28 protein-coding genes are annotated in these 26,953 nt (G+C 71.0%); 15 read left to right on the forward strand and 13 right to left on the reverse strand.

All coding sequences use genetic code 11. The annotated features are described in order from the left end of the window. Positions 1-91: 91 nt before the first annotated feature. Complete coding sequence (locus tag AB0F61_RS13010) at positions 92-562, reverse strand: winged helix-turn-helix domain-containing protein (protein ID WP_357808144.1); 471 nt, start codon at positions 560-562, stop codon at positions 92-94. A gap of 342 nt (positions 563-904) precedes the next feature. On the opposite strand from AB0F61_RS13010, the gene AB0F61_RS13015 reads away from it, so the two are divergent. Then, positions 905-1,090 carry a hypothetical protein gene (locus AB0F61_RS13015; RefSeq protein WP_357807994.1) on the forward strand — a complete coding sequence of 62 codons (186 nt, stop codon included), beginning with the start codon at positions 905-907 and terminating at the stop codon, positions 1,088-1,090. Then, positions 1,080-1,829 carry a hypothetical protein gene (locus tag AB0F61_RS13020; protein ID WP_357807997.1) on the forward strand — a complete coding sequence of 250 codons (750 nt, stop codon included), beginning with the start codon at positions 1,080-1,082 and terminating at the stop codon, positions 1,827-1,829. Before AB0F61_RS13015 ends, AB0F61_RS13020 begins: the two co-directional genes overlap by 11 nt. 69 nt (positions 1,830-1,898) lie before the next feature. Here the strand turns inward: AB0F61_RS13020 and AB0F61_RS13025 are convergent, their stop codons facing one another. The 5 genes from AB0F61_RS13025 to AB0F61_RS13045 all read right to left on the reverse strand — a co-directional run bounded on the left by AB0F61_RS13025 (position 1,899) and on the right by AB0F61_RS13045 (position 5,398). Beyond that, positions 1,899-2,219, reverse strand: a complete 321-nt coding sequence (locus AB0F61_RS13025) for a DUF1416 domain-containing protein (RefSeq protein ID WP_355027592.1) — start codon at positions 2,217-2,219, stop codon at positions 1,899-1,901. A 2-nt stretch (positions 2,220-2,221) separates the two neighbouring features. Further along, a complete protein-coding gene (locus AB0F61_RS13030; protein ID WP_357808000.1) occupies positions 2,222-3,070 on the reverse strand; it encodes a sulfurtransferase in 849 nt (282 codons plus the stop codon). A 206-nt stretch (positions 3,071-3,276) separates the two neighbouring features. Beyond that, entirely contained in the window at positions 3,277-3,354 is a 78-nt protein-coding gene (locus tag AB0F61_RS13035) for an Ms5788A family Cys-rich leader peptide (RefSeq protein WP_310503780.1), read from the reverse strand. A 92-nt stretch (positions 3,355-3,446) separates the two neighbouring features. Next, complete coding sequence (locus AB0F61_RS13040) at positions 3,447-4,235, reverse strand: DUF2993 domain-containing protein (protein WP_357808003.1); 789 nt, start codon at positions 4,233-4,235, stop codon at positions 3,447-3,449. A 104-nt stretch (positions 4,236-4,339) separates the two neighbouring features. Continuing rightward, on the reverse strand, positions 4,340-5,398 hold the full coding sequence (locus tag AB0F61_RS13045; protein WP_357808007.1) for a hypothetical protein: 1,059 nt from the start codon (positions 5,396-5,398) through the stop codon (positions 4,340-4,342). Between the two features lie 242 nt (positions 5,399-5,640). Between AB0F61_RS13045 and AB0F61_RS13050 the strand changes: the two genes are divergently transcribed. The 10 genes from AB0F61_RS13050 (at position 5,641) to AB0F61_RS13095 (ending at position 16,246) form a co-directional block, all read left to right on the forward strand. Continuing rightward, the gene (locus tag AB0F61_RS13050) at positions 5,641-6,360 is read left to right on the forward strand and encodes a response regulator transcription factor (protein ID WP_357808010.1); all 720 of its coding nucleotides are present in this window, start codon (positions 5,641-5,643) and stop codon (positions 6,358-6,360) included. Positions 6,361-6,511: 151 nt separating this feature from the next. After that, positions 6,512-7,375: a polysaccharide deacetylase family protein gene (locus AB0F61_RS13055; protein ID WP_357808013.1), complete on the forward strand. Its 864-nt coding sequence runs from the start codon at positions 6,512-6,514 to the stop codon at positions 7,373-7,375. A 60-nt stretch (positions 7,376-7,435) separates the two neighbouring features. Continuing rightward, a complete protein-coding gene (gene mshD / locus AB0F61_RS13060) occupies positions 7,436-8,362 on the forward strand; it encodes a mycothiol synthase (RefSeq protein ID WP_357808016.1) in 927 nt (308 codons plus the stop codon). Between the two features lie 291 nt (positions 8,363-8,653). Continuing rightward, positions 8,654-9,754 (forward strand): phosphate ABC transporter substrate-binding protein PstS, encoded by a 1,101-nt coding sequence (pstS, locus tag AB0F61_RS13065; RefSeq protein ID WP_357808019.1) that lies wholly within the window; start codon positions 8,654-8,656, stop codon positions 9,752-9,754. Positions 9,755-9,792: 38 nt separating this feature from the next. Further along, positions 9,793-10,884 (forward strand): phosphate ABC transporter permease subunit PstC, encoded by a 1,092-nt coding sequence (gene pstC, locus AB0F61_RS13070; RefSeq protein ID WP_357808022.1) that lies wholly within the window; start codon positions 9,793-9,795, stop codon positions 10,882-10,884. Then, the gene (gene pstA, locus AB0F61_RS13075; protein ID WP_357808025.1) at positions 10,881-11,969 is read left to right on the forward strand and encodes a phosphate ABC transporter permease PstA; all 1,089 of its coding nucleotides are present in this window, start codon (positions 10,881-10,883) and stop codon (positions 11,967-11,969) included. Before pstC ends, pstA begins: the two co-directional genes overlap by 4 nt. Before the next feature lie 17 nt (positions 11,970-11,986). Next, a complete protein-coding gene (gene pstB, locus AB0F61_RS13080) occupies positions 11,987-12,763 on the forward strand; it encodes a phosphate ABC transporter ATP-binding protein PstB (protein ID WP_099848932.1) in 777 nt (258 codons plus the stop codon). Positions 12,764-12,861: 98 nt separating this feature from the next. Further along, positions 12,862-13,965 (forward strand): histidine kinase, encoded by a 1,104-nt coding sequence (locus AB0F61_RS13085; protein WP_357808028.1) that lies wholly within the window; start codon positions 12,862-12,864, stop codon positions 13,963-13,965. Then, a complete protein-coding gene (locus AB0F61_RS13090) occupies positions 13,962-14,642 on the forward strand; it encodes a response regulator transcription factor (RefSeq protein ID WP_357808031.1) in 681 nt (226 codons plus the stop codon). Before AB0F61_RS13085 ends, AB0F61_RS13090 begins: the two co-directional genes overlap by 4 nt. Positions 14,643-14,716: 74 nt before the next feature. After that, complete coding sequence (locus AB0F61_RS13095; RefSeq protein WP_357808034.1) at positions 14,717-16,246, forward strand: tannase/feruloyl esterase family alpha/beta hydrolase; 1,530 nt, start codon at positions 14,717-14,719, stop codon at positions 16,244-16,246. Positions 16,247-16,296: 50 nt separating this feature from the next. Here AB0F61_RS13095 and AB0F61_RS13100 read toward each other — a convergent pair whose 3' ends face one another. Both AB0F61_RS13100 and AB0F61_RS13105 read right to left on the reverse strand, forming a co-directional pair. Further along, positions 16,297-17,130, reverse strand: coding sequence for an NUDIX hydrolase (locus AB0F61_RS13100; RefSeq protein WP_357808038.1), 834 nt, complete (start codon positions 17,128-17,130; stop codon positions 16,297-16,299). Between the two features lie 128 nt (positions 17,131-17,258). Continuing rightward, positions 17,259-17,525, reverse strand: a complete 267-nt coding sequence (locus tag AB0F61_RS13105) for a hypothetical protein (RefSeq protein ID WP_357808041.1) — start codon at positions 17,523-17,525, stop codon at positions 17,259-17,261. A gap of 268 nt (positions 17,526-17,793) precedes the next feature. Here AB0F61_RS13105 and AB0F61_RS13110 point away from each other — a divergent pair, with 268 nt between their 5' ends. Beyond that, positions 17,794-18,762, forward strand: a complete 969-nt coding sequence (locus tag AB0F61_RS13110) for a Gfo/Idh/MocA family oxidoreductase (protein ID WP_357808044.1) — start codon at positions 17,794-17,796, stop codon at positions 18,760-18,762. Between the two features lie 53 nt (positions 18,763-18,815). On the opposite strand, the gene AB0F61_RS13115 is transcribed toward AB0F61_RS13110, so the two are convergent. The 3 genes from AB0F61_RS13115 to AB0F61_RS13125 form a co-directional block, all read right to left on the reverse strand. Beyond that, positions 18,816-19,829 carry an inorganic phosphate transporter gene (locus AB0F61_RS13115; protein WP_357808047.1) on the reverse strand — a complete coding sequence of 338 codons (1,014 nt, stop codon included), beginning with the start codon at positions 19,827-19,829 and terminating at the stop codon, positions 18,816-18,818. A 4-nt stretch (positions 19,830-19,833) separates the two neighbouring features. Further along, positions 19,834-20,460, reverse strand: a complete 627-nt coding sequence (locus tag AB0F61_RS13120) for a DUF47 family protein (protein WP_053655020.1) — start codon at positions 20,458-20,460, stop codon at positions 19,834-19,836. 129 nt (positions 20,461-20,589) lie between these two features. Continuing rightward, on the reverse strand, positions 20,590-21,531 hold the full coding sequence (locus AB0F61_RS13125) for a PPK2 family polyphosphate kinase (RefSeq protein WP_357808050.1): 942 nt from the start codon (positions 21,529-21,531) through the stop codon (positions 20,590-20,592). A gap of 225 nt (positions 21,532-21,756) precedes the next feature. On the opposite strand from AB0F61_RS13125, the gene sigJ reads away from it, so the two are divergent. Beyond that, positions 21,757-22,722: an RNA polymerase sigma factor SigJ gene (sigJ, locus tag AB0F61_RS13130; RefSeq protein WP_357808053.1), complete on the forward strand. Its 966-nt coding sequence runs from the start codon at positions 21,757-21,759 to the stop codon at positions 22,720-22,722. Between the two features lie 19 nt (positions 22,723-22,741). Here sigJ and AB0F61_RS13135 read toward each other — a convergent pair whose 3' ends face one another. After that, entirely contained in the window at positions 22,742-23,248 is a 507-nt protein-coding gene (locus tag AB0F61_RS13135) for a DUF402 domain-containing protein (protein WP_357808056.1), read from the reverse strand. 143 nt (positions 23,249-23,391) lie between these two features. On the opposite strand from AB0F61_RS13135, the gene AB0F61_RS13140 reads away from it, so the two are divergent. Beyond that, the gene (locus tag AB0F61_RS13140; protein ID WP_357808059.1) at positions 23,392-25,551 is read left to right on the forward strand and encodes an ATP-dependent DNA helicase; all 2,160 of its coding nucleotides are present in this window, start codon (positions 23,392-23,394) and stop codon (positions 25,549-25,551) included. Positions 25,552-25,568: 17 nt separating this feature from the next. Here the strand turns inward: AB0F61_RS13140 and AB0F61_RS13145 are convergent, their stop codons facing one another. After that, positions 25,569-26,939 carry an AI-2E family transporter gene (locus tag AB0F61_RS13145; protein ID WP_357808062.1) on the reverse strand — a complete coding sequence of 457 codons (1,371 nt, stop codon included), beginning with the start codon at positions 26,937-26,939 and terminating at the stop codon, positions 25,569-25,571. Positions 26,940-26,953: the final 14 nt, after the last annotated feature.

Raw genomic sequence — 26,953 nt, forward strand, 5'->3', positions numbered from 1 at the left:
CGTCTGGACAGCACCGCTCACCCGGTCATGGTGTCACGCGTCCGCCGCCGGCACGGCGGCGGAGGCGGTCGGCGGTGCGGTCAGCGGTCGTTCAGCGCGGTGGCGGGTCGAGTCGATAGCCGACCCCGCGCACGGTGTGCACCTGCGGGGCGCCCGGCAGGCGCCGCAGCCTGCGCCGAAGCCGGTTGATCGTGGAGTGCAGCAGCGTGGTGTCCGCGTCACCCGGCACGGACGCGCAGAGCTGTTCGTAGCTCCACACCACGAGCGGCGGGCCGATGAGCCGCGCCAGCAACTCCCGTTCGGTGCGGGTGAGGGGCAGCGGGTCGCCGCGCCAGCTCACCACGTGTCCGGCCGGGTCGACGAGCAGGTCACCCCAGCGGACCGGGCCCTGTGGGGCCGGTGGAGTGACCGGTCCGACGACAGGCGTCGAGGCGGCCGGGGACGGGGACAGCAAGGCCCGTAGCTGGGTCAGGTCGGCGCAGTTCACCACCGAGCCGACACCGTCGAGCCGGCGCAGCACCCGACCGAGCACCGAGGCGTCCGCGCTGACGCAGACGACGATCGGGACCTCCGCGCCGGCCTCGCCGCCGCCCTGCGCACCAACCGTGATCTCCACCCCTAGATAGTGACGCATGCCAATGGGTTCGATTGGACCGCCCGCACGCTTGGCGACACTGGAATTTCTTCCGACTACCACCCGGCACACCCGCTCGCGCCTCGCCTGGCCGCACCACTCGCAAGCACTGTCGTGGAACCGACACCAACGCAACCGAAGAGCCGGTGCCATCGATTGATGGTGGGTAGTGGACTAGTGACGCGAGGCTCCGTAACGCGGTCCGCGTCGTCGGAGGGAGGCACTAGGGTGACGCCAACAGCGACGTCGTCGACGGCGAGAGGACCAGCAATGGGCACCGCCATCGTCAAGACCCAGCAGGAGCTGCAAGAGTGGCGATCTCGGCTCCTGGAGCGTGTCCACATGAGCAAAGAGACGCTGTATGACCTGGGGCGCAACTTCGAGCTCCGCGCCGACGAGCGCAGCGTCTACGAGATGGTCCGCTCGATCGACTACCTGCTCGGCGATGACGACTGACGGGACACCCGTCTCCCCGGACCTGATCGCCCGAGCCAGCGCTTTCGCCGACGACATCACCAGCCGAGTGCAACGAGTGGTGAGGACAGAGAAGCACCTGTCCGCGCTGCTGATGCCCGGCAGGAACGGCGGTCGCGTCATGGTGGGCATCGTCGAGGGAGACGATTTCGGCACGTTTCCGCTGTACATCGACAACAAGCACCGCCTTGACCTGCTCATCAAGTTCAACTGCTGCATGGATTCGAGCGGCAGGCACCTGGCCACGGACGCCTCCTGGCTCCATGTCACACCAAAGGGCGAAAAGGCGCCCCTGTTTCGTTACGAGTACGTCCGGGAGGTCCAACCTGGCGTGCCCTGTGCCCACCTCCATGTGCACGGCCACCGCGACGAATTCGCCTTTGTCATGCAGGACGGGCCAAGCGGGCGCCCGAAAGCCCGTAAGCGCAGGCACGAGGTCCCACGGCTTGCCAAGTTCCACTTCCCGCTCGGCGGACACCGCTTTCGGCCATGTGTCGAGGATGTCCTGCAGGCTGTGGTGGAGGAGTTCTCCGTCGACACGGTGGAGGGATGGCGGAACGCAGTCGGCGAAGGTCGGGAGGAGTGGCGCAAGCGCCAATTACTTGCGGCTGTACGCGATGCTCCGGGCACCGCCGCTCGGGCGCTTGAGGAACTGCAATACAAGGTTGTTCCGCCCGACTCAGCCCCCGCCGACAACCAGAGCAGGATGCGAGCTTACTGACGCTGCCGGGAAACGACGGGGGCCGGCCACCCGTGTGGGTGACCGGCCCCGGTCGATCAGAGCAGTGGGTCAGGCGACAGTGACGGCAACCTCGTTGACACCCCGACCGGCGGTGACGGCGGTGTCGCCGTTGCCGTGCCGGGACAGGGCCCGCAGCGTCCAGGAACCCGGCGCGGCGAAGAACCGGAACTGGCCGGCGGCCGAGGTCACCACCTCGGCGGTGAACTCGCCTGTCGAGTCGAGCAGCCGGACGTACGCGCCCGGCACCGGCTCGTCCTCAGCGGAGCGGACGATGCCGGTGATGACGGTTTCCTTCTCCAGGTCCAGGCTGGCCGGCAGCGGTGCGGCCTGGTCAGGTGCGGCGCAACCCGCGGCGGTGGGGAGGGTCATGATCAGGCCTCCCCGGGTTCGTCGCCGAGCGCGACCGGCACGCCGACAAGCGAGCCGTACTCGGTCCAGGAGCCGTCGTAGTTCTTGACGTTGCGGTGGCCCAGCAGCTCCTGGAGCACGAACCAGGTGTGCGAGGAGCGCTCACCGATGCGGCAGTAGGCGATGGTCTCCTTGCCGTCGTCGAGGCCCGCGTCGCCGTAGATCCGGCGCAGCTCGTCGTCGGACCGGAAGGTGCCGTCCTCGTTTGCCGCCTTGGACCACGGGACGCTGATCGCGGTGGGGATGTGACCGGCCCGCTGCGCCTGCTCCTGGGGGAGGTGGGCGGGGGCGAGCAGCCGGCCGGCGAACTCGTCGGGGCTGCGCACGTCGACCAGGTTCTTGGTGCCGATCGCGGCGACGACCTCGTCGCGGAACGCCCGGATGGAGGTGTCCGGCTCCTGCGCGACGTACTGCGTCGCCGGGCGGGCCACCGTGTCGGTGACCAGCGGGCGGGCATCCAGCTCCCACTTCTTGCGACCGCCGTCGAGCAGCTTCACGTCGCGGTGGCCGTAGAGCTTGAAGTACCAGTAGGCGTACGCGGCGAACCAGTTGTTGTTACCGCCGTAGAGGATGACGGTGTCGTCGTTGCTGATGCCCCGCTCGGAGAGCAACGCCTCGAACTGGGTCTTGTTGACGAAGTCCCGGCGGACCTGGTCCTGGAGGTCGGTCTTCCAGTCGATCTTGATGGCGCCGGCGATGTGACCGGTGTCGTAGGCCGAGGTGTCCTCGTCGACCTCGACGAAGACGACGCCCGGGGCGTCGAGGTTCTTCTCGGCCCACTCGGCCGAAACGAGTGCGGTGTCGCGACTCATCGAATCACTCCCTGGTGAGGATGGATGGTGAGCCAACGCGCGAGTATCGATAGGTGTAACTGTCGCACCACGCGCGGGACCCAGCGGAAGGACGGGATCACGGGTTCGTGCGACGGCGCCGCTGCCGGGCGTTCGGTGGGATTACCGGAGGGTGCGAGAACCCTGTGCCGGTGGCCGCCGTCAGGCGGCCGGAGACAGCCCCGCCGTCAGATGACGGGGCGACACAGGCAGGTGGCCACGCGGCACAGGTCGACCGCGCGCCGTTTGGTGAGGTGGGTCCCCATGAGCAGGGAGCCTACCAGCCGGTGACCGTGCTGCCACTGAGCCGACCACCATCCGGGAACGACCCGGGCCGACGGCCGGCCCGGGTCGCGACTCAGCTCGCGGAATTGATCGGCACGTTCTTGGCGTCGGCGGTGACCGCCAAGCCTTCCGGCAGTGGACGGACCTCCCGGACGGCGAGTTGGAACGGCAGGTCCGGCAGGGGCACATCGATGGAGATGCTCTTGGCGAAGTTGTTCAGGAAGGTGCGGGCCAGCGGCAGGTTCGGCAGACCCGCGGCGTCCAGGTCGTTGAACCGCAGGGCGACCGCGCCGTTGTCGGCGACTGTGACGTCTGCGGTGCCGCTGATCGTGATCTTCTGACCGAGGATGTCGGCCGGACCCGTGACGGCGAGCTTGCCGTTCTGCTCGCCGAGGGTGAGCCCCGGGCGCTTCAACAGCGCGGCCAGACTCTCGTAGCTGATCGTGCCGGTGCCGTTGACGGTGTCCGCCACGACGTCACCCTGGCCGGTGCGCAGGGTGTCCAATGAGGCCCGCACGTTGCGAGCGTCCACGTCGAGCACCGGCAACCGCACGGTGTCGCCCTCGACCGGGGCCTGCACGTCCCGCAGTTTGATCGAGATCCGCTCATAGCGGCCGTCGAGCACCTGGGTGAGGAACGGGACTCCGGCGACCTCCACGTCCGGCTTGGCGGCTTGCGCGCCCTGCTTGGCGACCTCCTGCTGGACGCGGTCACCGATCATCCGCTCGGCGACACCGACCGCCACCCGGTCGGCGACCACCAGCAACCCCGCCAGCAGCAGGAGCAGAACGAACAGCCCGATGAGCAGCTTGCGGCCACGGCGCCGGGGTCGCGCCTCGTCCACCGGATAGTCCTGCGCCACGCCGCCTCCTGTCTCCGCCCGTCGCGTCGCGACGGGTCGTTCGTACCGACGCCGCAGGGCGGCGCACCCGTAGGTACCCGACCGGCTCCGGGCTCAACCGTGACTCAGAGGAAGAACATGCACATGGCGTACGCGGCGGGCGCCGCGAGGGCGAAGCCGCCGAGCGGACCCTGCATGTGCCGGGCCACCCACATCGTGGGCGTCTCACCGGCCATCAGCCGGCCCGCCTCCGCGTACCCCACGGCGAGATCGGAGAGGACGGCGGTGACGGCCGCGACCAGGCCGATCACGGCGGCCCGGGTCGGCGTGAAGGGAGCCACCAGGTAGCTGCCCAGGAGGGCGCTGGTGAGCGTGCCGACCATCGCGCCGGCCACCACACCAGCGGCGCCCCGTGGCACCTGCGGAGCCAGCCGGGGCCAGGGCAGCACGGCGTCGGTCAACCGGGCGACGGTCAGCGCGACGCCGCTCGCGGACAGGCAGACCGTGATCGCCTGGGTGCCGGCCGGGATGCGGCTGAGCACGATCAGGGTGCCGAAGGCCACCACCCCGACCACGATGAGCAGCGTGGCGCCGAGTGAGTCGGTGACCCGGACGCGGTCGACCCGACGGACCAACTGGCCGAGCACCGCGGCGAGGAACCCGCCGGCGGCCAGGTAGCCCAGCGGCGCCAGGCCGGCGACCTCCGTCTGCACCGCGGCGATGTCGACGAGCGCCGCGACGGTGGCGCTGATCCCGGCGACCACCAGCACCGCGGGCGGTCGCATGGCCATGGTCCAGGCCAGCACGAACAGCAACTGGACGCCGAAGATGATGAAGGCGAACGGCAGGCGGTTACCGGGACCGGACGTCTGCGCGCCGAGCACCAGGCCGACGCCGAGCAGCGCGGCGAAGCCGGCGATGGTCACCGCCAACTGGCGGCGCACCTCGACCGGGGGTACGACCTCCTCCTCCGGCTCGTCGATCTCGTCCTCGGATCGGCGGGCCGGCTCACCGGCGCGACGGGCCCGGCGAGGGCCGCCCCGCTCGCGGCGATCGCCGTCGGTGGTGGCCGGGCCGGTACGCGGCGCGGGCGGTTGGCCGCGGGTCGGTGTGGCGGCCGGACCCGGGTGGGGGCCGGCGGGCCACGATTCGCGGCCGGCCTCGGGCGACGTGGAGGGAAACACGACCCGATCGTGCCAGACCGGCGGCCCGACGCGGCGGTCACGGGTTTCAACAACGTTAAAACCTGGGCCACGATCAGGGGCAAGGTAGACAAACAGGAAATGGCCTGACGGCGCGGCCGAGGCGATCGGTTACGCTCAACCCGTTACCCCGCCCGTCAGCGACGCCGGGACCACGCAATTTCTCAGCGCGCTCCTTCGTGAGTGTGTCTGGTCGCGTGCGGCCGTGCGCCGCCGGGACGGAGGTGATCGTGGAGATCCTGCTGCTGGTGACCGCGCGCGCAGGCGAACCGTCGGCTGTGCTGCCGGCACTCGACCTGCTGCCGCACTCGGTGCGCACCGCGCCGCGCGACGTTCGCACACTGGTCGCGGGCCCCAGCCCGGACGCGGTGATGGTGGACGCCCGATCGGAGTTGAGCGAGGCCCGCGCGACCTGCCGGATGTTGCACGCCACCGGGCTCGGCGTGCCGCTTGTCGCGGTGGTGACCGAGGCCGGCCTGATCGCGTTGAACGCGGACTGGGGCGTCGACGACGTCATCCTCGCCTCGGCCGGTCCCGCCGAGGTCGAGGCACGGCTGCGGCTGGCGGTCGGCCGGCTGAGCAACGCGACCGCCGGGGCGGGCGGCTCGATCCGGGCCGGCGAGCTGAACATCGACCCGGACACGTACGCGGCCAAGCTCAAGGGTCGACCGCTCGACCTCACCTACAAGGAGTTCGAGCTGTTGAAGTTCCTGGCCCAGCACCCGGGTCGGGTGTTCACCCGGGACCAGCTCCTGCGCGAGGTCTGGGGCTACGACTACTTCGGCGGCACCCGCACTGTGGACGTGCACGTCCGGCGGCTGCGCGCCAAGCTCGGCTCGGAGTACGAGTCGATGATCGGCACCGTCCGCCAGGTCGGCTACAAGTTCGTCGTCCCGCCGTCGCGGTCCCTGCCCGAGGCGGAGCACGCGCCCCTACCCGTCTGATCGGCGAGTCACCTCAGCTTTCCTATATGCCCTTTTTGCGCAGCTTGGCAGTCCTATTCTGACTGCCGGGTTTGTCGGAGAAGGGGGCGGCTGTGCGCGCAGTGACCACGGGGGCGACGGGCCGGGCTGACCGGCCAGCCGGGCGGACGCCGTGACGCGGGGCAACTCGACCGCGCGGGCGGCCGGGATCGTGACGGTGGTGGTGGCGGCACTGCTCGGCTCGGCGTACGCGCTGGGCCGCAGTCTCGTCCCCGACCAGGTTCCGGGGCACTCCACCGGGGCCACGACAGGCGCCGACGGGCCGCACTACGCCGACCAGCTCAGCGGCGGCGGGCCCAGCGGCACCCCGAGCGCCGGCACCGGCCCCGCCGAGACCGGTCAGGACGGGTCGGGACAGGAGGCGGGGACCGACAACCTGTTCGGCGCGCACGCCACCTCCGGCTCCCCGCGACTCGCGCTCACCTTCGACGACGGCCCCGACCCGCGCTACACCCCGCAGGTCCTCGCCCTCCTGCGCGAGTACGACGTGCACGCCACGTTCTGCGTGGTCGGCGAGAACGCGCAGAACCACCCCGACCTGATCCAGGCGATCGTCAACGAGGGGCACACCCTGTGCAACCACTCGTGGCACCACGACGTCGGCCTGGGCGCCCGCTCGGCCGACGCGATCCGCTCCGACCTGCTGCGCACGAACGAGGCGATCCGGGCGGCGGTGCCGAACGCACCGATCGTCTGGTACCGCCAGCCGGGCGGCGCCTGGACGTACCCCGTGGTGACGGTGGCCCGGCAACTCGGCATGACCCCGTTGCACTGGTCGGTGGACCCGTCGGACTGGGAACTGCCCGGTGCCGGCAAGATCACCGCGACCGTGCTGACGCAGGCCCAACCGGGCTCGGTGGTGCTGCTGCACGACGCCGGCGGGAACCGGCAGGGCACCGTGGACGCGCTGCGCCGGATCCTGCCCGACCTGACCGCGCGCTTCGAGCTGGAAGCGCTGCCCACCGACCCCACCTGAGGCTCGGCTTTACTCGGCGACGGTCCGGGCGTCCGGACACCCAGCGGATACGGTGGCGGAATGAGCAGCGCGGAGCCGACCAGCGACCAGGTGACCCGGACCGATCGACTGGGGCCGGCGGAGATCGGCGAGATACTGGCCCTCGCCAGCGCCGCGGGCGACACCGACGGCGCCGACCCGCTCGACGAGCACGTCCTGCTCCGCCTCCGTGACCCGGACGCCCCGGCCCTGCACCTGATCGCCCGCGCCGACGACGGCACCCTCACCGGGTACGCACACCTGGACACCACCGACCCCGTCGGCGGGATCGGGGTCGAGCTGGTGGTGCACCCCGCGTACCGGCGGCGGGGCACCGGTCGCGCGCTGGCGCGGGGCGTACTCGCCTCGGCCACCGGGCCGCTGCGGGCGTGGGCGCACGGTGACCACCCGTCCGCCGCGGCGCTCGGCGTCGATCTCGGGTTCACCCGGGCGCGGGTGCTCTGGCAGTTGCGCCGGGCCCTGGCCGCCCCGCTGGGCGAGCCGCGCCTGCCCGACGGGGTGGCGCTGCGCGCGTTCCGGCCCGGGGCGGACGACGCGGCCTGGCTGACCCTCAACTCGCGCGCCTTTGCCGAGCACCCCGAGCAGGGGCGGTGGACCTCGGACGACCTGCGTGTCCGCCTCGCCGAGCCGTGGTTCGACCCGGCCGGCTTCCTGCTCGCCGAGGAGACCGACACGGGTCGACTGCTCGGCTTCCACTGGACCAAGGTGCACGAACGCCCGGGGTCGGCCCGGATCGGCGAGGTGTACGTGCTGGGCGTGGAGCCGACCGCACACGGCGGCGGGCTCGGCCGGGCCCTGACCACCGCCGGGTTGGCGTACCTGCGGGACCGGCGGGGTCTGGACCGGGTGATGCTCTACGTGGACGAGTCGAACGCGGGGGCCGTCGCGCTCTACGAGCGGTTGGGTTTCGCCCGCTGGTCGGCGCACATCAACTACCACCTGGGCTGACCGTCGGCCGTCGCTCCGGCCGGGTCACCGGTGGGTAACGGCCGGGCGTCGGCGACATAACGGCGAACCGGAAATATACCCATACTTCCGACAGGTGCTTCCCGGTTCACTTAACGGACAACTCACCCTCAGCAAGCGGTCACCTCGGCGGCCGTACGTGTTCACCTCGCGTTCACTTGCGACCGGCGAACCGGCTACCTGGCACTTCTAACTTTCGTGTCAGCCGGTCAGTGCCGGTCCTCGGGCCCCGGGATCGGGGTGCCAAGTCAGACGCGAAGGGAAACCCCTCAGGTGAAGCTCCAGCGGTACGGCACTATTGCCTGCCTCGCTCTTACTGCGACGCTCGGTCTCAGTGCATGCGGCTCGGACAACAACGAGCCCAGCACCAGCGCTTCGGGCTCGGCCGCCGCGGTCGACTGCGCCACCGGCACGGTGAACGCCCAGGGCTCCTCGGCCCAGAAGAACGCCATGGACGAGTGGATCAAGGCGTACCAGCAGAAGTGCCAGGGCGTCACGATCAACTACGAGCCGTCCGGCTCGGGCGCCGGCATCACGGCGTTCACCAACGGCACCGCCGACTTCGCCGGCTCCGACTCCGCGCTCAAGCCGGAGGAGCAGCCGAAGGCCGACGCCAAGTGCGTCGGTGGCGCCGCCATCAACCTGCCGATGGTGATCGGCCCGGTGGCCATCGCCTACAACCTCAACGGCGTGGACAACCTCCAGGTCAAGCCGGCCACCCTGGCGAAGATCTTCTCCGGCAAGGTGACCAAGTGGGACGACCCGGCGATCAAGGCCGACAACCCGGACGCCAAGCTGCCGTCGACCGCCATCCAGGCGGTGCACCGCTCTGACGAGTCGGGCACGACCGACAACTTCACCAAGTTCCTCTCCAAGACCGCCGAGGCGGACTGGACCCTGGGCAACGCGAAGGCCTGGAAGGCCCCGGGTGGCGTGGGCGCCGCCAAGTCGGACGGCGTTGCCAGCAAGATCAAGAGCACGGACGGCACCATCGGCTACGTCGAGTGGTCGTACGCCGAGAACGCCAGCCTGAAGATGGCCAAGGTCGGCAACGGCGCGGGCGAGTTCGCCGCGCTGACCGCCGAGTCGGCCGGTAAGACCATCGCCGGGGCCAAGATCGAGGGCCAGGGCGACGACCTCAAGATGTCGATCGACTACAACACCAAGGAGGCCGGGGCGTACCCGATCGTCCTGGCGACGTACGAGATCGTCTGCAGCAAGGGCCTCGCGGCCGACAAGCTGAAGCTGGTCAAGGGCCTGCTGGGCCACGCCGCCAGCGCTGAGGGCCAGGCGTCTCTCACCGAGCTGGGCTACGCCCCGCTGCCGGAGACGGTCCGCACCAAGGTCGAGACCGCGGTCAAGAACCTCTCCTGACCCGACCCCACACCTCCGCAACCGAATCGAGCGAGCAGATGGGTGAAACCCCTCACCGCTCGGCCGACGCCGGCACCGGCGGGACGCGCGTGACCCAGAGTCACGAGTGGCCCGCCGGTGCCTCGGCGCGTGTGGCCGAGGCACCAGTCAGCACCCGTTCCCCTGACGGTTCCGGGCTCGGCGGCGGTGGCGCACTGCCCCGGGCCCGCGCTTTCGGCGCCGAGCGGGCCTTCCACGGCCTCACCCTGGCCGCCGGCACGACGGTTCTGGTCATCATCGTCGCCATCGCGGTCTTCCTGATCGCCAAGGCGATTCCGGCCCTGCGTGCCAACACCGCCAGCTTCTGGACCTTCGAGGGCTGGTTCCCGAACGACAACCCGCCCACGTTCGGCATCGGCGCGCTCGCCTTCGGTACGGTGCTCACGGCGGCGCTGGCACTACTCATGGCGGTGCCGGTGGCGATGGGCATCGCGCTCTACCTGTCCCACTACGCGCCCCGGCGCATCGGCAACGCACTCGGCTTCCTGATCGACCTGCTGGCCGCCGTACCCAGTGTGGTGTTCGGCCTCTGGGGGCGCGACTATCTCATCGGCCCGGTCACCGACCTGTCCGGCTGGCTGAACAAGTACTTCGGCTGGATCCCGATCTTCGGCGGCGACGGCCCGTACGGCAACTCCATCCTGCTCGGTTCCCTCGTGCTGGCGATCATGGTGCTGCCGATCGTCACCTCGCTCACCCGCGAGGTGTTCCTCCAGACGCCCACCGCGAACGAGGAGGCCGCTCTCGCGCTCGGCGCCACCCGGTGGGAGATGCTGCGCACCGCGGTCCTGCCGTACGGGCGGCCCGGCATCATCGCCGCGGTGATGCTCGGACTCGGTCGGGCACTCGGCGAGACCATCGCGCTGGCGCTGACCCTCGGGGCCACCTACAGCATCTCGTTCAACGTGCTGGAGTCCGGCGGCAACACCATCGCCGCCAATATCGCCAACCGCTTCGCCGAGGCGAACGACACCGGTCGCGGTGCCCTGATCGCATCCGGTCTGGTGCTGTTCGCGATCACGCTGGTCGTCAACATCATCGCGCGGGCGATCATCTACCGCCGCCGGGAGTTCACGGAGTCCGCCGCATGAGCACCACGGTCACCTCACACCGCACCCGGCCGCCGGCCCAGCCGGAAACGCTGCGGGCCCGGCGGCTGCCCGCGTACGCCGCGCCGGCCATCGCCGTGGCCGCGCTGGCACTCGCCGCAGCGGTCGTCTACGGCGCGAGCATCGGCGGCCCGGTCCTCGTCGTCGTGCTCGGCGCGTTGCTCTACCTGGCGGGCCTCTTCGCGGCGGCCAACGCCGTCGAGGGGCGGCGAGCGGCCCGCAACCGCACCTGGAGCGCGCTGATCCACTCCGCGTTCGTGCTGGCCGTCGTGCCGCTCGTCTCGGTGGTCTGGACGCTGCTCAGCAAGGGTGTCCAGCGGCTGGACGCCGACTTCTTCCTCACCTCGATGAACAACATCGGCGCCCGGGACCCGAACGGCGGCGCGTACCACGCCATCATCGGCACCCTGGAGCAGGTCGGCATCGCCGTCCTGATCACCGTGCCGCTCGGCCTGCTCTGCGCCATCTACATCGTCGAGTACGGCCGGGGCAAGTTCGCCTTCGCGATCCGGTTCTTCGTCGACGTGATGACCGGTATCCCGTCGATCGTCAGCGGCCTGTTCGTGCTGGCGTTCTGGGTGCTGATCGTGTCGCCGTGGTTCAACGACGGCCGGCCGAGCTTCTCCGGCTTCGCCGCCGCGCTGGCCCTCGCGGTGCTGATGCTGCCGACCATCGTCCGCTCCACCGAGGAGATGTTGCGCCTCGTCCCGCCGCCACTGCGCGAGGGCGCGTACGCGCTCGGCGTGCCCAAGTGGAAGACCATCCTGCGGGTGGTGCTTCCCACCGCGCTCCCGGGCATCGTCACGGGCGTCATGCTCTCCATCGCTCGCGCGGCCGGCGAGACCGCTCCGGTGTTGCTGATCGCCGGCGGTGGCGCCGCGATCAACTTCAACCCGTTCGAGAACAACCAGTCGTCCCTCTCGCTCTACGTCTACCAGCAGGCCGGTAGCGCGTCGAAGTACGCGCCGGAGCGGGCGTGGACCGCGGCACTCACCCTGGTCGCCCTCGTGCTGATCCTGACGATCGCGGCGAAGTTGCTGGCCCGGCGCAACCGGCTCAGCCGATGAACCCCGGAGGTACCACCATGGCCAAGCGCGTCTCCGCCTCGAACGTCACCGCGTACTACGGCGGCTTCAAGGCGATCGAGAACATCAACCTGACGGTCGAGCCGAAGACCGTCACCGCCCTGATCGGGCCGTCCGGTTGCGGCAAGTCGACGTTCCTGCGGTCGATCAACCGGATGCACGAGGTGCTGCCGGGTGCTCGGGTCGAGGGCAGCCTGACCATCGACGACCAGGACATCTACGACCGCGACGTGGACGTCACAGCGGTCCGACGCACGATCGGCATGGTCTTCCAGCGGCCGAACCCGTTCCCCACCATGAGCATCTTCGAGAACGTGGTGGCCGGCCTGAAGCTCAACGGGGTCCGCAAGAAGTCGATCCTGGAGGACGCGGCCGAGAAGGCGCTGCGCTCGGCGAACCTGTGGGACGAGGTCAAGGACCGGCTGGGCAAGCCCGGCGCGGGCCTCTCCGGTGGTCAGCAGCAGCGGCTCTGCATCGCCCGGACCATCGCGGTCGAGCCGCAGGTCGTGCTGATGGACGAGCCGTGCTCGGCGCTGGACCCGATCTCCACGCTGGCGATCGAGGACCTGATGTTCCAGCTCAAGGACAAGTTCACGATCATCATCGTGACGCACAACATGCAGCAGGCCGCGCGGGTGTCGGACCGGACCGCCTTCTTCTCGATCGAGAAGACCGGCGACCCGGGCCGGCTGATCGAGTACGACAACACCCAGAAGATCTTCAGCAACCCGAGCGTGAAGAAGACCGAGGACTACATCACCGGCCGCTTCGGCTGAGCCGCCCTCCGCGACGCGGGCGGTCCGTCTCCGGACGGACCGCTTCGTCGTTCCCGTGGCCGATGACCGTCGCCCCGCGCGCTGCCTACGATCACCTGGTGCGTACGCCCGGCAGACTCCTGCGCGGACGCCGGCCCGAAACGAGGGTCGCCGTCGGCCTGTTCGTCGTGCTCGCGACACTGATCGGGGTCACGCCGAACGGCCCGCAGCGCCCCCTCGGATACGCCGCGGCCCTCGCGCTGGCGGCGGTGCAGGCCGGCACCATCGCGGCGCTGCGTCGCCACCCGGAGGGCGCGATGGCGGTGGCCGTCCTCGCCGGGGTCGGCATCGAGTCGCTCAGTCCGGACATCGGTTGGCTCGGTCAGGTCGCCGCGGTGCTCGCCGGGTACGCGCGGATGCGGTCGCCGTCGCGGTCGCTGTGGGTGCTCGGCCTGCTGCTGGCCGGTACACCGTGGAAGCTGGTGCACGGCGACTGGCGCAACGTGCTGCTCGCCATCGCCGGCCCGGCGCTCGGCTGGACTCTCGGTGAGCTGGGCCGGACCCGCGCGCTGCGCCGGCAGGACTCCGAGCGCCGCATCGTCGCCCAGGAGCGCGAACGGATCGCCCGCGAGCTGCACGACGTGCTGGTCCACACGGTGTCGGTGATCGTGGTGCAGGCCGGCGCCGCGCAGGACGTCTTCGACCGCCGGCCCGACCTGGCCCGCGCTGCGCTGTCCTCGATCGATCTGGCGGCCCGGTCGACCCTCTCCGAACTGCGGGTGCTGTTGCAGACGATGAGCGCCGACACCGGGCCCGACTCGGCCACACCGCAGCCTGGCCTGGCGCAACTGGACACCCTCGCGGCGTCGCTGCGGGCCACCGGGCTGACCGTCGAGCTGGACCGGGAACCGGCCGGGTCGCCGTTGCCGGCGGCGGTGGACCTCTCGTCGTACCGGATCGTGCAGGAGTCGCTCACCAACACACTGCGGCACAGCCAGGCCACCCTCGCCCGGGTGACGGTGCGCTGCTCCCCCCGGTCGGTGCGGCTGGAGATCCGCGACGACGGGCCGGCCCGTCCGATCGGCCGGGTCGACCGTTCGGCCCACCGCGGCATCGTGGGGATGCAGGAACGGGCCCGGCTGCTGGGCGGGACGCTCGACGCCGGGCCGGTGCCGGGCGGCGGCTTTCGGGTACGGGCGGACCTGCCGCTCACCTCGACATGACGACGCCGGCCATCCGGGTGCTGATCGCCGACGACCAGGCCCTCGTCCGAGCCGGGTTCGCAATGATCATCGAGAGCCGCGCGGATCTCGAGGTGGTCGGCGAGGCGGGCGACGGTCTGGAGGCCGTCGCGCTCGCGGGGCGCCTGCGACCGGACGTGATCCTGATGGACGTACGGATGCCCCGGCTGGACGGCATCGAGGCGACCCGTCGGCTGGTCGCCGCCGGCCAGGCGGCGAGGATCATCATGCTGACCACCTTCGACCTGGACGAGCCGGTCTTCGCGGCGCTGCGGGCCGGTGCCAGCGGTTTCCTGCTCAAGGACATCCGCCCCGACGAACTGGCCACGGCGGTACGGGTGGTGGCGCGCGGCGAGGCGCTGCTCGCGCCGACAGTCACCCGGCGGCTGCTCGACCGGTTCGCCGGCGAACTGCCCGGCGGCACTCCCCCGCCGACGCTCGACGCGCTCAGCGCCCGTGAGATCGAGGTGCTCACGCTTGTCGCGCGGGCGCTCTCCAACGACGAGATCGCGGAACGCCTGGTCCTCAGCCGGGCCACCGTGAAGACCCACCTGTCGGCGATCCTGCTCAAGCTCGGCCTACGCGACCGGGTGCAGGCGGCCGTGCTCGCCTACGAGTGCGGCCTGGTCCGGCCCGGCACCGCTCCGCCTCCGGGATGACCGGAAGTCCCGTCCCGGGACCGATTCGGCCGGCCCGCCGAACTGCCTAATCTCCCTCCAAAGAGGAGGGAAGCATGATCCGTTCACTGCTGGCACTGCTGACCACCGTGCCACTGATCGTCACGCCCGGAGCCGCCAACGACCCGCCCGCCGACCGGTGCGCGGGGTTGGCCGGGGCGCGAATCCCGCAGGTGTCGGTGTCCTCGGCGCAACGCGAGACGAACGCCGAGGGCCAGGAGTTCTGCCTCGTGCAGGGGGTGATCCGGCCGCAGACGCGGTTCACCGTCAAACTCCCCGTCTCCGGATGGACGGGGCAGTACGTACAGCAGGGCTGTAGCGGGCTGTGCGGCGAGGTGCCCGACCTGACCCTGCCGCTCTTCGGGTTCCAGTGCGCGGCCGCGCGGGACGGCAGGCTGGTGCTGGCCGCCGACGACACCGGGCACACCGGCGACCCGCAGACCAGTGAGCCGGCGACCTGGGGTGCCGACCCTCGGGCACGACTGGAGTTCGGGCTGTTGTCGGAGCACCGGCTGCGGCGGGTCGCGGACGCGGTGATGGTCGCGTACTACGGGCACGGCCCGACGTACCGCTACTTCGACGGCTGCTCGACCGGCGGGCGGCAGGGGCTGATGCTGGCGCAGCGGTTCCCTGCCGACTTCGACGGCATCCTGGCCGGCGCGCCGGTGCACAACCTGGCACCGCTGGCGCTGCTGAACGCCTGGGTGGCACTGCGGAACACGGACGCGTCGGGCCGACAGGTCCTCGGCCCGGAAAAGATCCCAGCGCTGCACGAGGCGGTTGTGAGGACGTGCGGCGAGGTCATCGACGATCCGCGGCGGTGCGGGTTCCAGCCGTCGTCGCTGCGCTGTCCCCGTGGCACGGACCGGCCGGACTGCCTCACGGCGGCCCAGGTGGCGGCCGTGGTGGCGTTCTACCGGGGGCCGAACGGCCTGTACGAGGGGGGCATGCCGTACGGATCGGAGCTGGGCTGGATCGACCAGTTCGTGGTGCGCTCCGGCTCCCCGGTGGACGGCAACGCCGGGAAGATCGCCCTCAACTACCTGAAATACCTCGCGTACCCGCAGAACCCGCCTGCCGATTTCCAACTGACCGACGTGCGGTTCACCCGGGCCACGTTCGACCGGCTGAACGTGCTGGGGGACGCCATCTACAACGCCACAGACGCGGACCTGTCCGAGTTCCGCGCACAGGGCGGCAAGCTCATCCTCTACCACGGTTGGGCGGACCCGTCCGTCCCCCCGTTCACCACTGTCGACTACTACGCGGCAGTGCAACGTCGCGGCGGCAGCGAGGCGTTCACGCGGCTGTACATGGTGCCCGCGGGCTACCACTGCCTGTTCGGGCCGGAGCCGAGCCCACACCCGTCGGAGGTCGGCATCCCCGAGTTCCTCCAGCCGCTGATGGACTGGGTCGAACGCGACGTCGCGCCGGGCGACATCGACGTCCTCACCTACGCGCCCAACGAGGAGCCGGACCAGCAGTTCGTCCGCTTCCTCACGGTGGCGCCCTTCGACGCGCTGGCGCCGGCGCACGCCGCACCGGGCAGCCTCAACGCCAACTACCGGTACGTCGGGCACTACTGACGGCCCGTCGGTCCGCCGTACCTCGGGGGGACGGCGGACCGCCGGCCGGGTCAGCCGAGCACGAAGCGGGGCACGCCGTCGGCCGGAAGGTCCAGGCGCGGGGTGATCGCGGTGGCGGCGTCCCGCTCGGCCGCCGCGCGGGCCACGCCGGCCAGGTCGCCGGCGGCGGCCACCTGCGCAAGCGTGACCAGCGTCGGCGGCAGCATGGTCAGCTCGCCCGTCTCGGCGCGGGCCAACGCGTCAGCAGGTCGGATCCACAGGGTGTGGTCGGCCTCGCCGGAGACGTCCCGGGTCCGCTGCCCCGCCGGCAGCAGGGCCACGAAGAAGTACGTGTCGAAGCGGCGCGGCTCGAACTCCGGGGTGATCCAGCGGCTCCACGGCAGCAGCAGGTCCGACCGCAGCGTGAGCTGCCGGCTGGCGAGCAGCGCCGCGAAGCCCAGCCGCCGGCCCTCCAGGTCCTGCCGGGCGGCCTCCCAGTCGTCGCCGCTGACGTCGCCCACCACTGTCGCCGGGTCCGGGCCGGCGAGCAGCACGCCGGATTCCTCGAAGACCTCTCGCGCGGCGGCGCAGACCACCGCCTGGGCGGCCTCCGGGGCCACGCCGAGTCGGTCCGCCCACTCGCTCGGCGTCGGGCCGGCCCAGTCCAGGTGCGCCTGCGAGTCGGAGCGGTCCACCCCACCACCGGGGAAGGCGTACATCCCGCCGAAGGTCATCGCGGCGACCCGGCGGATGACGTACACCTCGAAGTCGGCGTCGGTCGGACGCAGCAGCAACACGGTGGCCGCGACCCGCGGCGTCGCCGGGGTGCCACCCTCGGTCCGGAACCGGCGGGCGTGCTCGACCAGGGCGGCCGGGGCGGCAAAGCCGTCACTGTCGATCGTCATGCTCGAAAGCATATCCGCAAGCGGCTTCGTCACCGCTATCGCAAACTGAATTGCGCGACCAGCCGAAGCGGATACGGCGGCGTCAGAGAATCTGTCCAGACTCTCTGACGCCGCCTTGCACCGAGCTCTTAACAGGTGCCCTGGCCCGCCAGGCCGCCCGACTCGATATTACGGTCGTAACCGAAGTCGGCCTCCTTGCCAGGGTTCAACCACATGCACTTCTTCTGACCGCTGAAGAAGATTGCCTTACCCCACTGCCCGTAGCTGTCACAGTTGTGGATGTATCCGCGCTCTCCCTTGACGTAGTAACCGCAGGGTGCCGCCTGAGCCGCCCCGGACGAGACAACAACCGTTCCAACAGCTCCGATCGCGCTCATCGCCAGAGCCAAAGCCACGCGACTTACCTTTACATTCACTGACGCCTCCCCAGGTACGGTGAATATTTCGCTCCGGCACTTGCCGCACCGGCCGCAAACATATTGACAATATCCATCAGGGGAAGTCAACCAAATTCATGGTCCAGACAAAAGTACAAAAATTTCAAGAAAGCGAAGCTCTCGGTTTAGGTCGAGTTAACCGGATCCGCATATATTCCAAGCCGGAATTCCCAGACCCAAGATACTGCTCAGGCACGTCACCACCCCTTTCAGTATGCTTCCCGGCATGACTCGTTGGGGCATCCTGGCCACCGGCCACATCGCCAGCCGTTTCGCCGAAGACCTCCGGCTGGTGCCGGACGCCGAACTGGTCGCGGTCGGCTCACGCGCCGCCGAGAGCGCGCGGCGCTTCGCCGACACGTACGGCGCGAAGCGCGCCTACGGATCCTGGGTGGAGCTGGCCGCCGATCCGGAGATCGACGCGATCTACGTGGCGACCCCGCACTCCGCGCACTACGAGGCGGCGATGACCTGCCTCACGGCCGGCCGCGCGGTGCTGTTGGAGAAGCCGTTCACCCTCGACCTGGCCACCAGCACCGAGTTGGTGGACACCGCCCGCGCCGCCGGGGTCTTCCTGATGGAGGCCATGTGGATGCGGCTGAACCCGCTGATCCTGCGGGTGGTCGAGCTGATCGCGCAGGGGGCGATCGGCACGGTGACCGGCGTCCGGGCCGACTTCGGGGTGGCCGGGCCGTTCCCGCCGGAGCACCGGATGCGCAACGCGGCGCTGGGTGGGGGTGCCCTTCTCGACCTGGGGATCTACCCGATCAGCCTGGCCCACCTGCTGCTCGGCGTGCCGCGACACATCCGGTCCTGGGCGCAGCTCGGCCCGGAGGGGACCGACGAGAACACCGGCATGCTGTTCGGCTACGACACCGGAGCGCTGGCAACCCTGAGCTGCGGCATGGTCGGGTTGAGCGGGCAGACCGCCTCGATCACGGGCACCACCGGGCGGATCGACCTGCCGGAGCCGTTCTTCCGGCCGGGTTCCGTGACAGTGCACCGGGCCGGCGCCGAGCCGGAGACGATCGTCGCCGACGGGGCCGGCAACGGCTACCAGTACGAGGCGATCGAGGTGCAGCGCTGCCTGGCGGCCGGCCTGACCGAGAGCCCGGTGGTGCCGCACGCCACGACCCTTGAGGTGATGGCGCTGCTGGACACGGTCCGGGAGCAGATCGGCGTGCGGTACGAGTGAGACGAAACGGCCCCGGTCGCGGTGACCGGGGCCGTTCGAGGTGCCGGGTCCGGTCAGCCGAAGAGCGGCCGGACCAGCAGGTAGGTGACGCAGGCGATCAGTGCGGCGGCCGGGAACGTGATGATCCAGGCGAGCACGATGTTGCCGGCCACGTTCCAGCGGACCGCGGAGAGCCGCTTCGTCGCGCCGACACCCATGATCGCCGAGGTGATCGTGTGGGTGGTGGAGATCGGGGCCTTCAGCACCAGGGCGTTGAAGTAGAGCACCGCGCTGGCGACCGTCTCGGCGGCGAAGCCCTCCGGCGGGCCCAGGTCGATGATCTTGCGGCCGAGGGTCCGGATGATCCGCCAACCACCGGCGTACGTGCCGAGGGCCAGCATCGTCGCCGAAGTCCAGAACACCCAGCCCGGGATGTGCGTCTTGCTCTCCTGGAAACCGCCCGTGTAGAGCGCCAGCACCACGATGCCCATGGTCTTGGCGGCGTCCTGCATGCCGTGGCCCACCGACATGGCCGCCGCGGAGACGGTCTGCGCCCAGCGGAAGCCCCGGTTGAGCTTGCCCGGCTGCCCCTTGCGGAACAGCCAGAGGATGGCAAGCATCAGCAGGTAGCCGAGGGTGAGGCCGACGAGGGGCGAGAGCACCATCGGCAGCAGCACCTTCTCGCCGATGTTGCCCCACTGCACGATGCCGCCGGTGGACAGCAGGGTCGCGCCGACCAGGCCGCCGAAGAGCGCGTGCGAGGACGACGAGGGCAGGCCGAAGTACCAGGTGATCAGGTTCCAGGCGATCGCACCGAGCACCCCGGCGAAGACCACGCCGAGGCTGTTCACCCCGGTCGGGAGGGTGACCAGGCCGTCGCCGACGGTCTTGGCCACGCCAGCACCGAAGTGCGCGCCGACGAAGTTGCCGACGGCGGCGAGGCCGAGGGCGATCCGGGGGGTCAACGCCCGGGTGGAGACGCTTGTCGCGATCGCGTTGGCGGCGTCGTGGAAGCCGTTGGTGTAGTCGAACGCCAGGGCTACCCCGATCACCGCCAGCACGGCGATGAGTTCGGGTGTGACAGTCACCGGATCAGGACTCCTTGACCGCGATGGTCTCGACCGTGTTGGCCACGTGCTCGAAGGCGTCGCAGGCGGCCTCCAGCTCGTCGGCGACCTCCTTCATCTTCAGCACCGTCAACGCGTCGTACTCACCCGAGAAGAGACGCACGAGCAGTTGCCGGTTGATCCGGTCGCCCTCGTTCTCCAGCCGGTTGCACTCGATCCAGTAGTCCTCAAGGTCCTTCATCGACTTCAGCCGGGGCATCGCGTCGGCGGTCAGCTTGGCCTGCTGGTCGAGTACGTTGACCATCTCGTGCAGCTCGCGGGGCAGCGCCGGCAGCTCGGTCAGCCCGTACAGGTACAGCAGGTCACCGACCGCCTCCAGGTGGTCCATGACGTCGTCGAGCAGCGAGCCGAGCCGGTAGATGTCCTCCCGGTCGAACGGCGTGATGAAGGTCGAGTTGATCTTCTTGTACAGGTCGTGGGTGATCTGGTCGCTGTCGTGCTCGACCTCGGTCAACCGCTCGCTGACGGACTGCACGTCCACGCCGGGCAGGGCCAGCTCGTTGAGCAGCGCGGTACCCCGGACCAGGTTCTGCGCGGCCCTGGTGAAGAGCTCGTAGAAGGCGCCCTCGGTGGGGCGGAAGGAAAACTTCACAGCACAGACCTCGTCGCGTCGGTGGAAGGGTGGCGGCACCCCGGAGGGCACCCGCTCGGTGAATGCTAGGAAACGACAGAACCGCGAATTCGACGGCCCACCCCTGGTCAGGTGTCATTCACCGGTCGTTCATCTGCTGTTCATCTCGACCGTCCCACGCGCACCCGCTCCCCCAGCGACCAACCGCTCCCGCTCACGATCGACATCGAAATCGGCAGCCGGATACCCCAGGTCGAGGGTGTCGAACGTCTCACGCAGCAGATGAGCCACCGCCCAGTCCCGGTACCACTTCCGGTCCGCCGGCACCAGGAACCAGGGCGCGGCGTCCGTGCCGCACCGACTGAGGGCCTCGGCGTACGCGGCCTGGTAGTCGTCCCAGTGCGACCGGGAGTCGACGTCTGAGGGGTTGTACTTCCAGTGCTTGCGCGGATCGTCGAGCCGTTCCAACAGGCGCTTGCCCTGCTCGGCGTACGAGATGTGCAGCATCACCTTGAGCACTGTCATCCGCCCCTCGGTCAGCTCCCGCTCGAACGAGTTGATCTCGTCATAGCGGGCCCGCCAGGTCGCCTCCGGCACCAGCGAGCCGACCCGGGCGATCAACACGTCCTCGTAGTGCGAACGGTTGAACATCCCCACGTACCCCGGTGGTGGCAACTCCCGCCGGATCCGCCACAGGAAGTCGTGCCGCAACTCCTGGCGGGTCGGCGGCCCGAACGAGCGGATGTGCAGGCCCAGCGGGTTCATCGCGCCGGCCACCCGCTTGATGGTGCCGTCCTTGCCACCGCAGTCCATCGCCTGGAGCACCAGCAGCACGCGGCGCGCCGGCCGGTCCGACCCGGTCTTGGCCATCGCGTACAGCATCTCCTGCTGCCGGGCCAGCTCGCCGCCGACCAGCTCCACCTGCTCCCGCGCCCAGGCCTTGCGGCGTTCCCCACGCCCCGCCGTGCTCGGCACACCGGGTGTGGACCGCGGATCGACCGCGCCCAGATCCACAGGTGCGGTGACCCGCAGCAACTCCCGCACGGAACCGCCGTCCGGTGCCACGATCTGCCCTTGCTGGGGTGCGCTCATCCACGGATCATCGCCCAACCGCAGCCGATTCGCCCGCCGGGGCCGACCCCGCCCACCACCGGTCGGCACGGTCCGCGGGTCGGCCCGGCCGTCGGGCGCGGGCTGCCGGCACGCCGGGTCGGCACGGTCCGCGCGTCGACCCGCCGTCGAGTACGGGGCTGCCGGCACGGCCGGTCGGCGGGAGGATGGACGCCAGGGCGGTGCCGGCGGGGAGGGTGGTGGGTCGTGCGGGATCTGGCGACGGAGTTCGAGGCCGAGCGGGGGCGGCTGCTCTCGGTGGCCCGCCGGATGCTGGGAAGCCGCAGTGAGGCGGAGGACGCGGTGCAGGAAACCTGGCTGCGCTACGCCGTGGCCCTCGCCGACCCGAGCGCCCGCGCCGAGATCCGCGAGCTGTCCGCGTGGCTGACCACCACCTGCGCCCGGATCTGCCTGGACGTGCTCCGCTCCGCGCGGGTCCGCCGGGAGGCGTACCCCGGGCAGTGGCTGCCGGAGCCGGTGGTGAGCCCGCTGGGCGCCACGACGCCGACGGACGGGTACGCGCCCGACCCGGCCGAGCGGGCGGTCCGCACCGACCAGGTCGGCACGGCGCTGCTCGTCGTGCTGGAGCGGCTCGCGCCGGAGCAGCGGGTCGCGCTCGTGCTGCACGACGTGTTCGCGGTGCCGTTCGCCGGGGTCGCCGACGTGCTCGGCACCACCGAGGTGGCCGCCCGGCAGCTCGCCCACCGGGCACGGCGGGCGGTCACCGCGCCGGACGTGCCCCGGCACACCGCGGACCTGGCCGAGCAGCGCCGGGTGCTCGAAGCGTTCGTCGCCGCCACCGAGTCCGGCGAGCTTGACCAACTGCTCCAGGTGCTCGCGCCGGACGTGGTCTTCGTCGGTGACTCGGGCGGGCACTACCCCTCGGCCCGACAGCCGGTCGTCGGCGCGGACGCCGTGGGTCGCTTCACGCTCGGCCTGTTCGGCCGGACCGGCCGGTACGCCGGCCGGGTGCGGGCCCGGCTCGTGCTCGTCAACGGCGCGCTCGGCCTGCACCTGGAGACCGTGCACAGTGACGGGCGGCCGATCCGCCTGGTCACCGTGTTCGCCGTGGACCAGGGCCGGATCACCGCCATCTACAACCAGATCAACCCGGAGAAACTCGCCGACCTGCCCCCGCTCGGCGACGACGACGGCTGGCCGCCGCGCTGGTGAGCCGGCCGGGCGTGCGGCGTCAGACCACCAGGGCCAACCACTTGCGGTACGAGGTGGCGAACGGCTCGGTGCCGTCGCCGAGCGCCCCGAACAGTCGTTGGGCCGCGGCCTCGGCCTCGGCCACCACGTCGTCCGGGTAGCCGAACCGGGCCCGGTGCTCGGCGAACTCGTCCTCGTCGAGCAGCTCCACCAGGCCGGTGGCCCGACGGCGGACGACGTCCAGGTCCAGGTCGATCAGGTGGACGGTGTCGTCGGACTCCCAGTGGGCCGGGGTGGTGATGTCGCAGTAGACCTCGCTGGTGCGGGGCGGGGGGTTGAACATGGCCGTCCACCAGGCGCGGTGGGGCACCAGCAGAACGAACGGGATCTTCTCCACCGACGGCCGGCCGTGGTAGACCGACTCGGTGCCCTGCGGCACGCCGAGCCAGATGCCGAGGTCGTCCTCGGTGAGCCGGCGGGCCGGGTAGTCGCGGTGGGCGCTGCCGTCGTACTTGCGGTAGATCACTCGGACCATGTCGCTCGGCATGATTCGCACCCTAACCGATACTGCCCACCCGTCGTAGCGCGGCGGTAACCGGGCGACGCGACAGCGACGACAGGCGTGGCCGGCAGCGCGCCACGCGGCGGAGGGGCACGGCCGGTGTCGGCGGCGACGGGTACCGTCGCACGGTGACTCCGCCCCGCACCACCACCGGTTCCGCCACTCCGCCGGCCCGCGCCAAGGGCCGGCGGCGGGGTGCCCGGCCCAGCGGCAGCGAGCTGCTGGCGGCGGCGGTCGGCGCGGTGCCCGGCGGCGCGGAACGCCCCGGCCAGCAGCAGATGACCACGGCGATCGAGGAGTGCGTGGCCGGCGGCGAGCATCTGCTCGTGCAGGCGGGCACCGGCACCGGCAAGTCGCTCGCCTACCTCGCACCGGCGCTCACCGTGGACGGCCCGGTGGTGGTCTCCACCGCCACCCTGGCCCTGCAGTCGCAGTTGGTCGACCACGACCTGCCCCGGCTCGCCGACGCGGTCGAGCCGCTGCTCGGCCGCCGGCCCACCTTCGCGGTGCTCAAGGGTCGCCACCACTACCTCTGCCTCGCCCGACTGGACAACTCCACCGAGGAGGAACCGGAGGACACCCTCTTCGACGCCCCGGCGGCCCGCCCCGGGGGCGGGACGAAGTGGCTCGGCGAGGCGGGCCGGTTGGGAAAGCAGGTCGAGCGGCTGCGCGACTGGGCCGAGAAGACCGCCACCGGCGACCGGGACGAGCTGGACCCGGGCGTCGACGACCAGGCCTGGCGGCTGGTGTCGATGCCGGCCCGGGAGTGCGTCGGCGCGACCCGCTGCCCGTTCGGGCAGGAGTGCTTCGCCGAGGCGTCGCGGGCGCGAGCCCGGGAGGCCGACATCGTGGTGACCAACCACAGCCTGCTCGCTGTCGACATGCTCGCCGACCGGCACATCGTGCCGCCGCACAAGCTGCTCATCGTGGACGAGGCGCACGAGCTGGCCGACCGGGTCTCCTCCGCCGCCCAGGCGGAGCTGGTGCCGGAGCTGATCGACCGGACCACCCGGCGGGCCCGTACGCTGCTGCGGCCGGAGACCGCCGAGGCGCTCACGGCCGCCGGTGACGCCCTCGCTGTCGGGCTGGCCGAGGTGCCGGCCGGTCGGCTCACCGCCGGGCTGCCGATGCCGTTGCGGGAGGCGTGCACGCTGCTCGACGCGGCGACCCGCGCCGCCCTGGACGCGATCGGCGACATCAAGTCCGACGATCCCGACCCGGTTCGCAAGCAGCAGGCCAAGGCCGCACTCGACGAGCTGTCCACCACCGCCCAGCGACTGCTGGATGAGGCCGACCACGACGTGGCCTGGGTGGAGAAGAACGACAGCGGCAGCCGCCGGGCGCTGGTGGTCGCGCCGCTGTCGGTGGCCGGCACCCTCGCCACCCACCTGTACGACGAGCGCACCGTCGTCGCCACCTCGGCGACCCTGGCGTTGGGCGGCCGGTTCGACACGGTGGCCCGCGCCCTCGGGTTGGACGCGCCGCCGCCCGCCCCGCCGACCCCCGCCGCGGCCGCACTGGCCGCCCGCACCGGCCCGGGTCGCCCGGCCGCCGAGATGCCCGGCCGTCGGCTCGCCGGGGACGCCCCGAACGCCGTCGTACCGGCGACCGAGGGCCCGGGTTGGCGGTCCCTCGACGTCGGCTCGCCGTTCGACTACGCCCGGCAGGGCATCCTGTACGTCGCCGCGCACCTGCCCCGCCCCAGCGTCTCCGGGCTGCCCGACGCTGCCGGGGAGGAGCTGCTCGCGCTCGTCGAGGCGCTCGGTGGTCGTACTCTCGGGCTCTTCTCCTCTCGGCGGGCCGCGCAGCAGGCGGCGGAGCTGGTGCGCGCGCGGACCGACCTGCCGGTGCTGTTGCAGGGCGAGGAGGCGCTGCCGCTGCTGGTCCGCCGCTTCCGGGAGGAGCGCGCGAGCTGCCTGTTCGGCGTGATGTCGCTCTGGCAGGGCGTGGATGTGCCGGGTGACGCCTGCCAGCTCGTCGTCATCGACCGGCTGCCCTTCCCGCGCCCGGACGAGCCGTTGGCGGCGGCCCGTGCCGCGGCCGTGGACGCGGGCGGTGGTTCCGGCTTCTCCGCGGTCAGTGTGCCGATCGCGGCGGTGCGCCTGGCGCAGGGCGTGGGTCGGCTGATCCGGGCGACCGGCGACCGGGGTGTGGTCGCGGTGCTCGACTCCCGGCTGGAGACGGCCCGTGGCTACGGGCCGTTCCTGCGCCGCTCGCTGCCGCCTTTCTGGTACACGACCCGCCCCGAGGTGGCCCGCGGCGCCCTGCAACGCCTCGCGAAGTCCTGACCCGGCGGGGGCGCGGGTCAGGGTGCCTGGGAGGCGACGACCACGGCGTCGGGTGGGGTGTCCGGGACCCTCCGGGCGGCGAGCCGGCGGACGGCGGTGTTCAGCACCGCGATGAGCGGCACGGAGACCAGCGCACCGGTGATGCCGGCCAGCACGACACCGGCGGCGATGCCGATGATCACCGCGAGCGGGTGGAGGGCGACCGCTCGTCCCATGATCAGCGGCTGGAGCACGTGCCCCTCCACCTGCTGCACACCGATCACCACCCCCAGGATGATCAACGCGGTGACCGGGCCGCTGTCGACGAGCGCCACCAGCACCGCCACGCCACCGGAGAGCGCCGCGCCGACGATCGGGATGAACGCGCCCAGGAAGACCAGCGCGGCGAGCGGGAACGCGAACGGGATGTCGAAGACGACGAGGAAGATGCCGATGCCTACCGCGTCGATGAAGGCCACCAGGACTGTCGCTCGTACGTAGGCGCCGAGCGTGTGCCAGGAGGCGCGACCCGCGTCGTCGACCTTCCACCGAGCCGCGACCGGCAACAGTCGGACCAGGAAGCGCCAGATCCGGTTGCCGTCGCGCAGGAAGAAGAACGTCGCGAAGAGCACCAGGAGCGTGCCGGTCAGCACCTCCGCGAGCGTGGCCGCGGTGCTCAGGGCACCGCTTGTGAACCGTGAGGTGTTGTCGTTGATCCAGGCCTGGGCCTCGTCGATGTAGCGGTCGAGCTGGGTGTCGGAGAGGTGCAGGGGACCTGTCTTCAGCCAGTTCTGGATCTGTCGGACGCCCTCCGAGGACTTCTCGCTCAGCTCCGGCACACCCCTGATGAACTCGTTCACCACGAGCGTCAGCGTGCCGATCACCGCGGCGAGCCCGCCGACCAGCACCACCGCCGTCGCCAGCGACCGGGGCAGTCGCGCCCGCAGCAGCCAACCCACCGCCGGCGCGAGCAGTGCGGAGAGCAGCAGCGCGATGGCCAGCGGAATGATCACGATCTTGACGGTGCTGACGATCCTGAGCAGGGCCCAGGCGACCACACCGATCACGATCAGCCGCCAGCACCAGGCGGCGGCGATCCGCAGCCCGTGCGGGACGTCGGCGTCGTCTCGGCTGGAGGTCGAGCTGTGCAGGTCCACCGGAGGTTCCGCGCCGACGACGGTGGCCGTCGGTGGCGCGGCCGGTCCGGGAACGGCAGGCGACGCCACCTGGGTCGCCTCCGACACGTCGCTCACCGCATCACCCGCCACGCCCTCGTCGGTGCGCGCGGATGCGGACTCCTGTCGCGCCTGGTAGGCGCGACGAAGCCGCCCGCGTACCCGCTCGAAGCGGCTCAAGCGCACCTCCTGGCAGTGAAACCGGCCCGCCCACGACAACAGGTCGGACAGCATACGTCCGTTCCCGA

The sequence above is a fragment of the Micromonospora sp. NPDC023888 genome (genome assembly GCF_040639415.1).
GTDB lineage: Bacteria > Actinomycetota > Actinomycetes > Mycobacteriales > Micromonosporaceae > Micromonospora.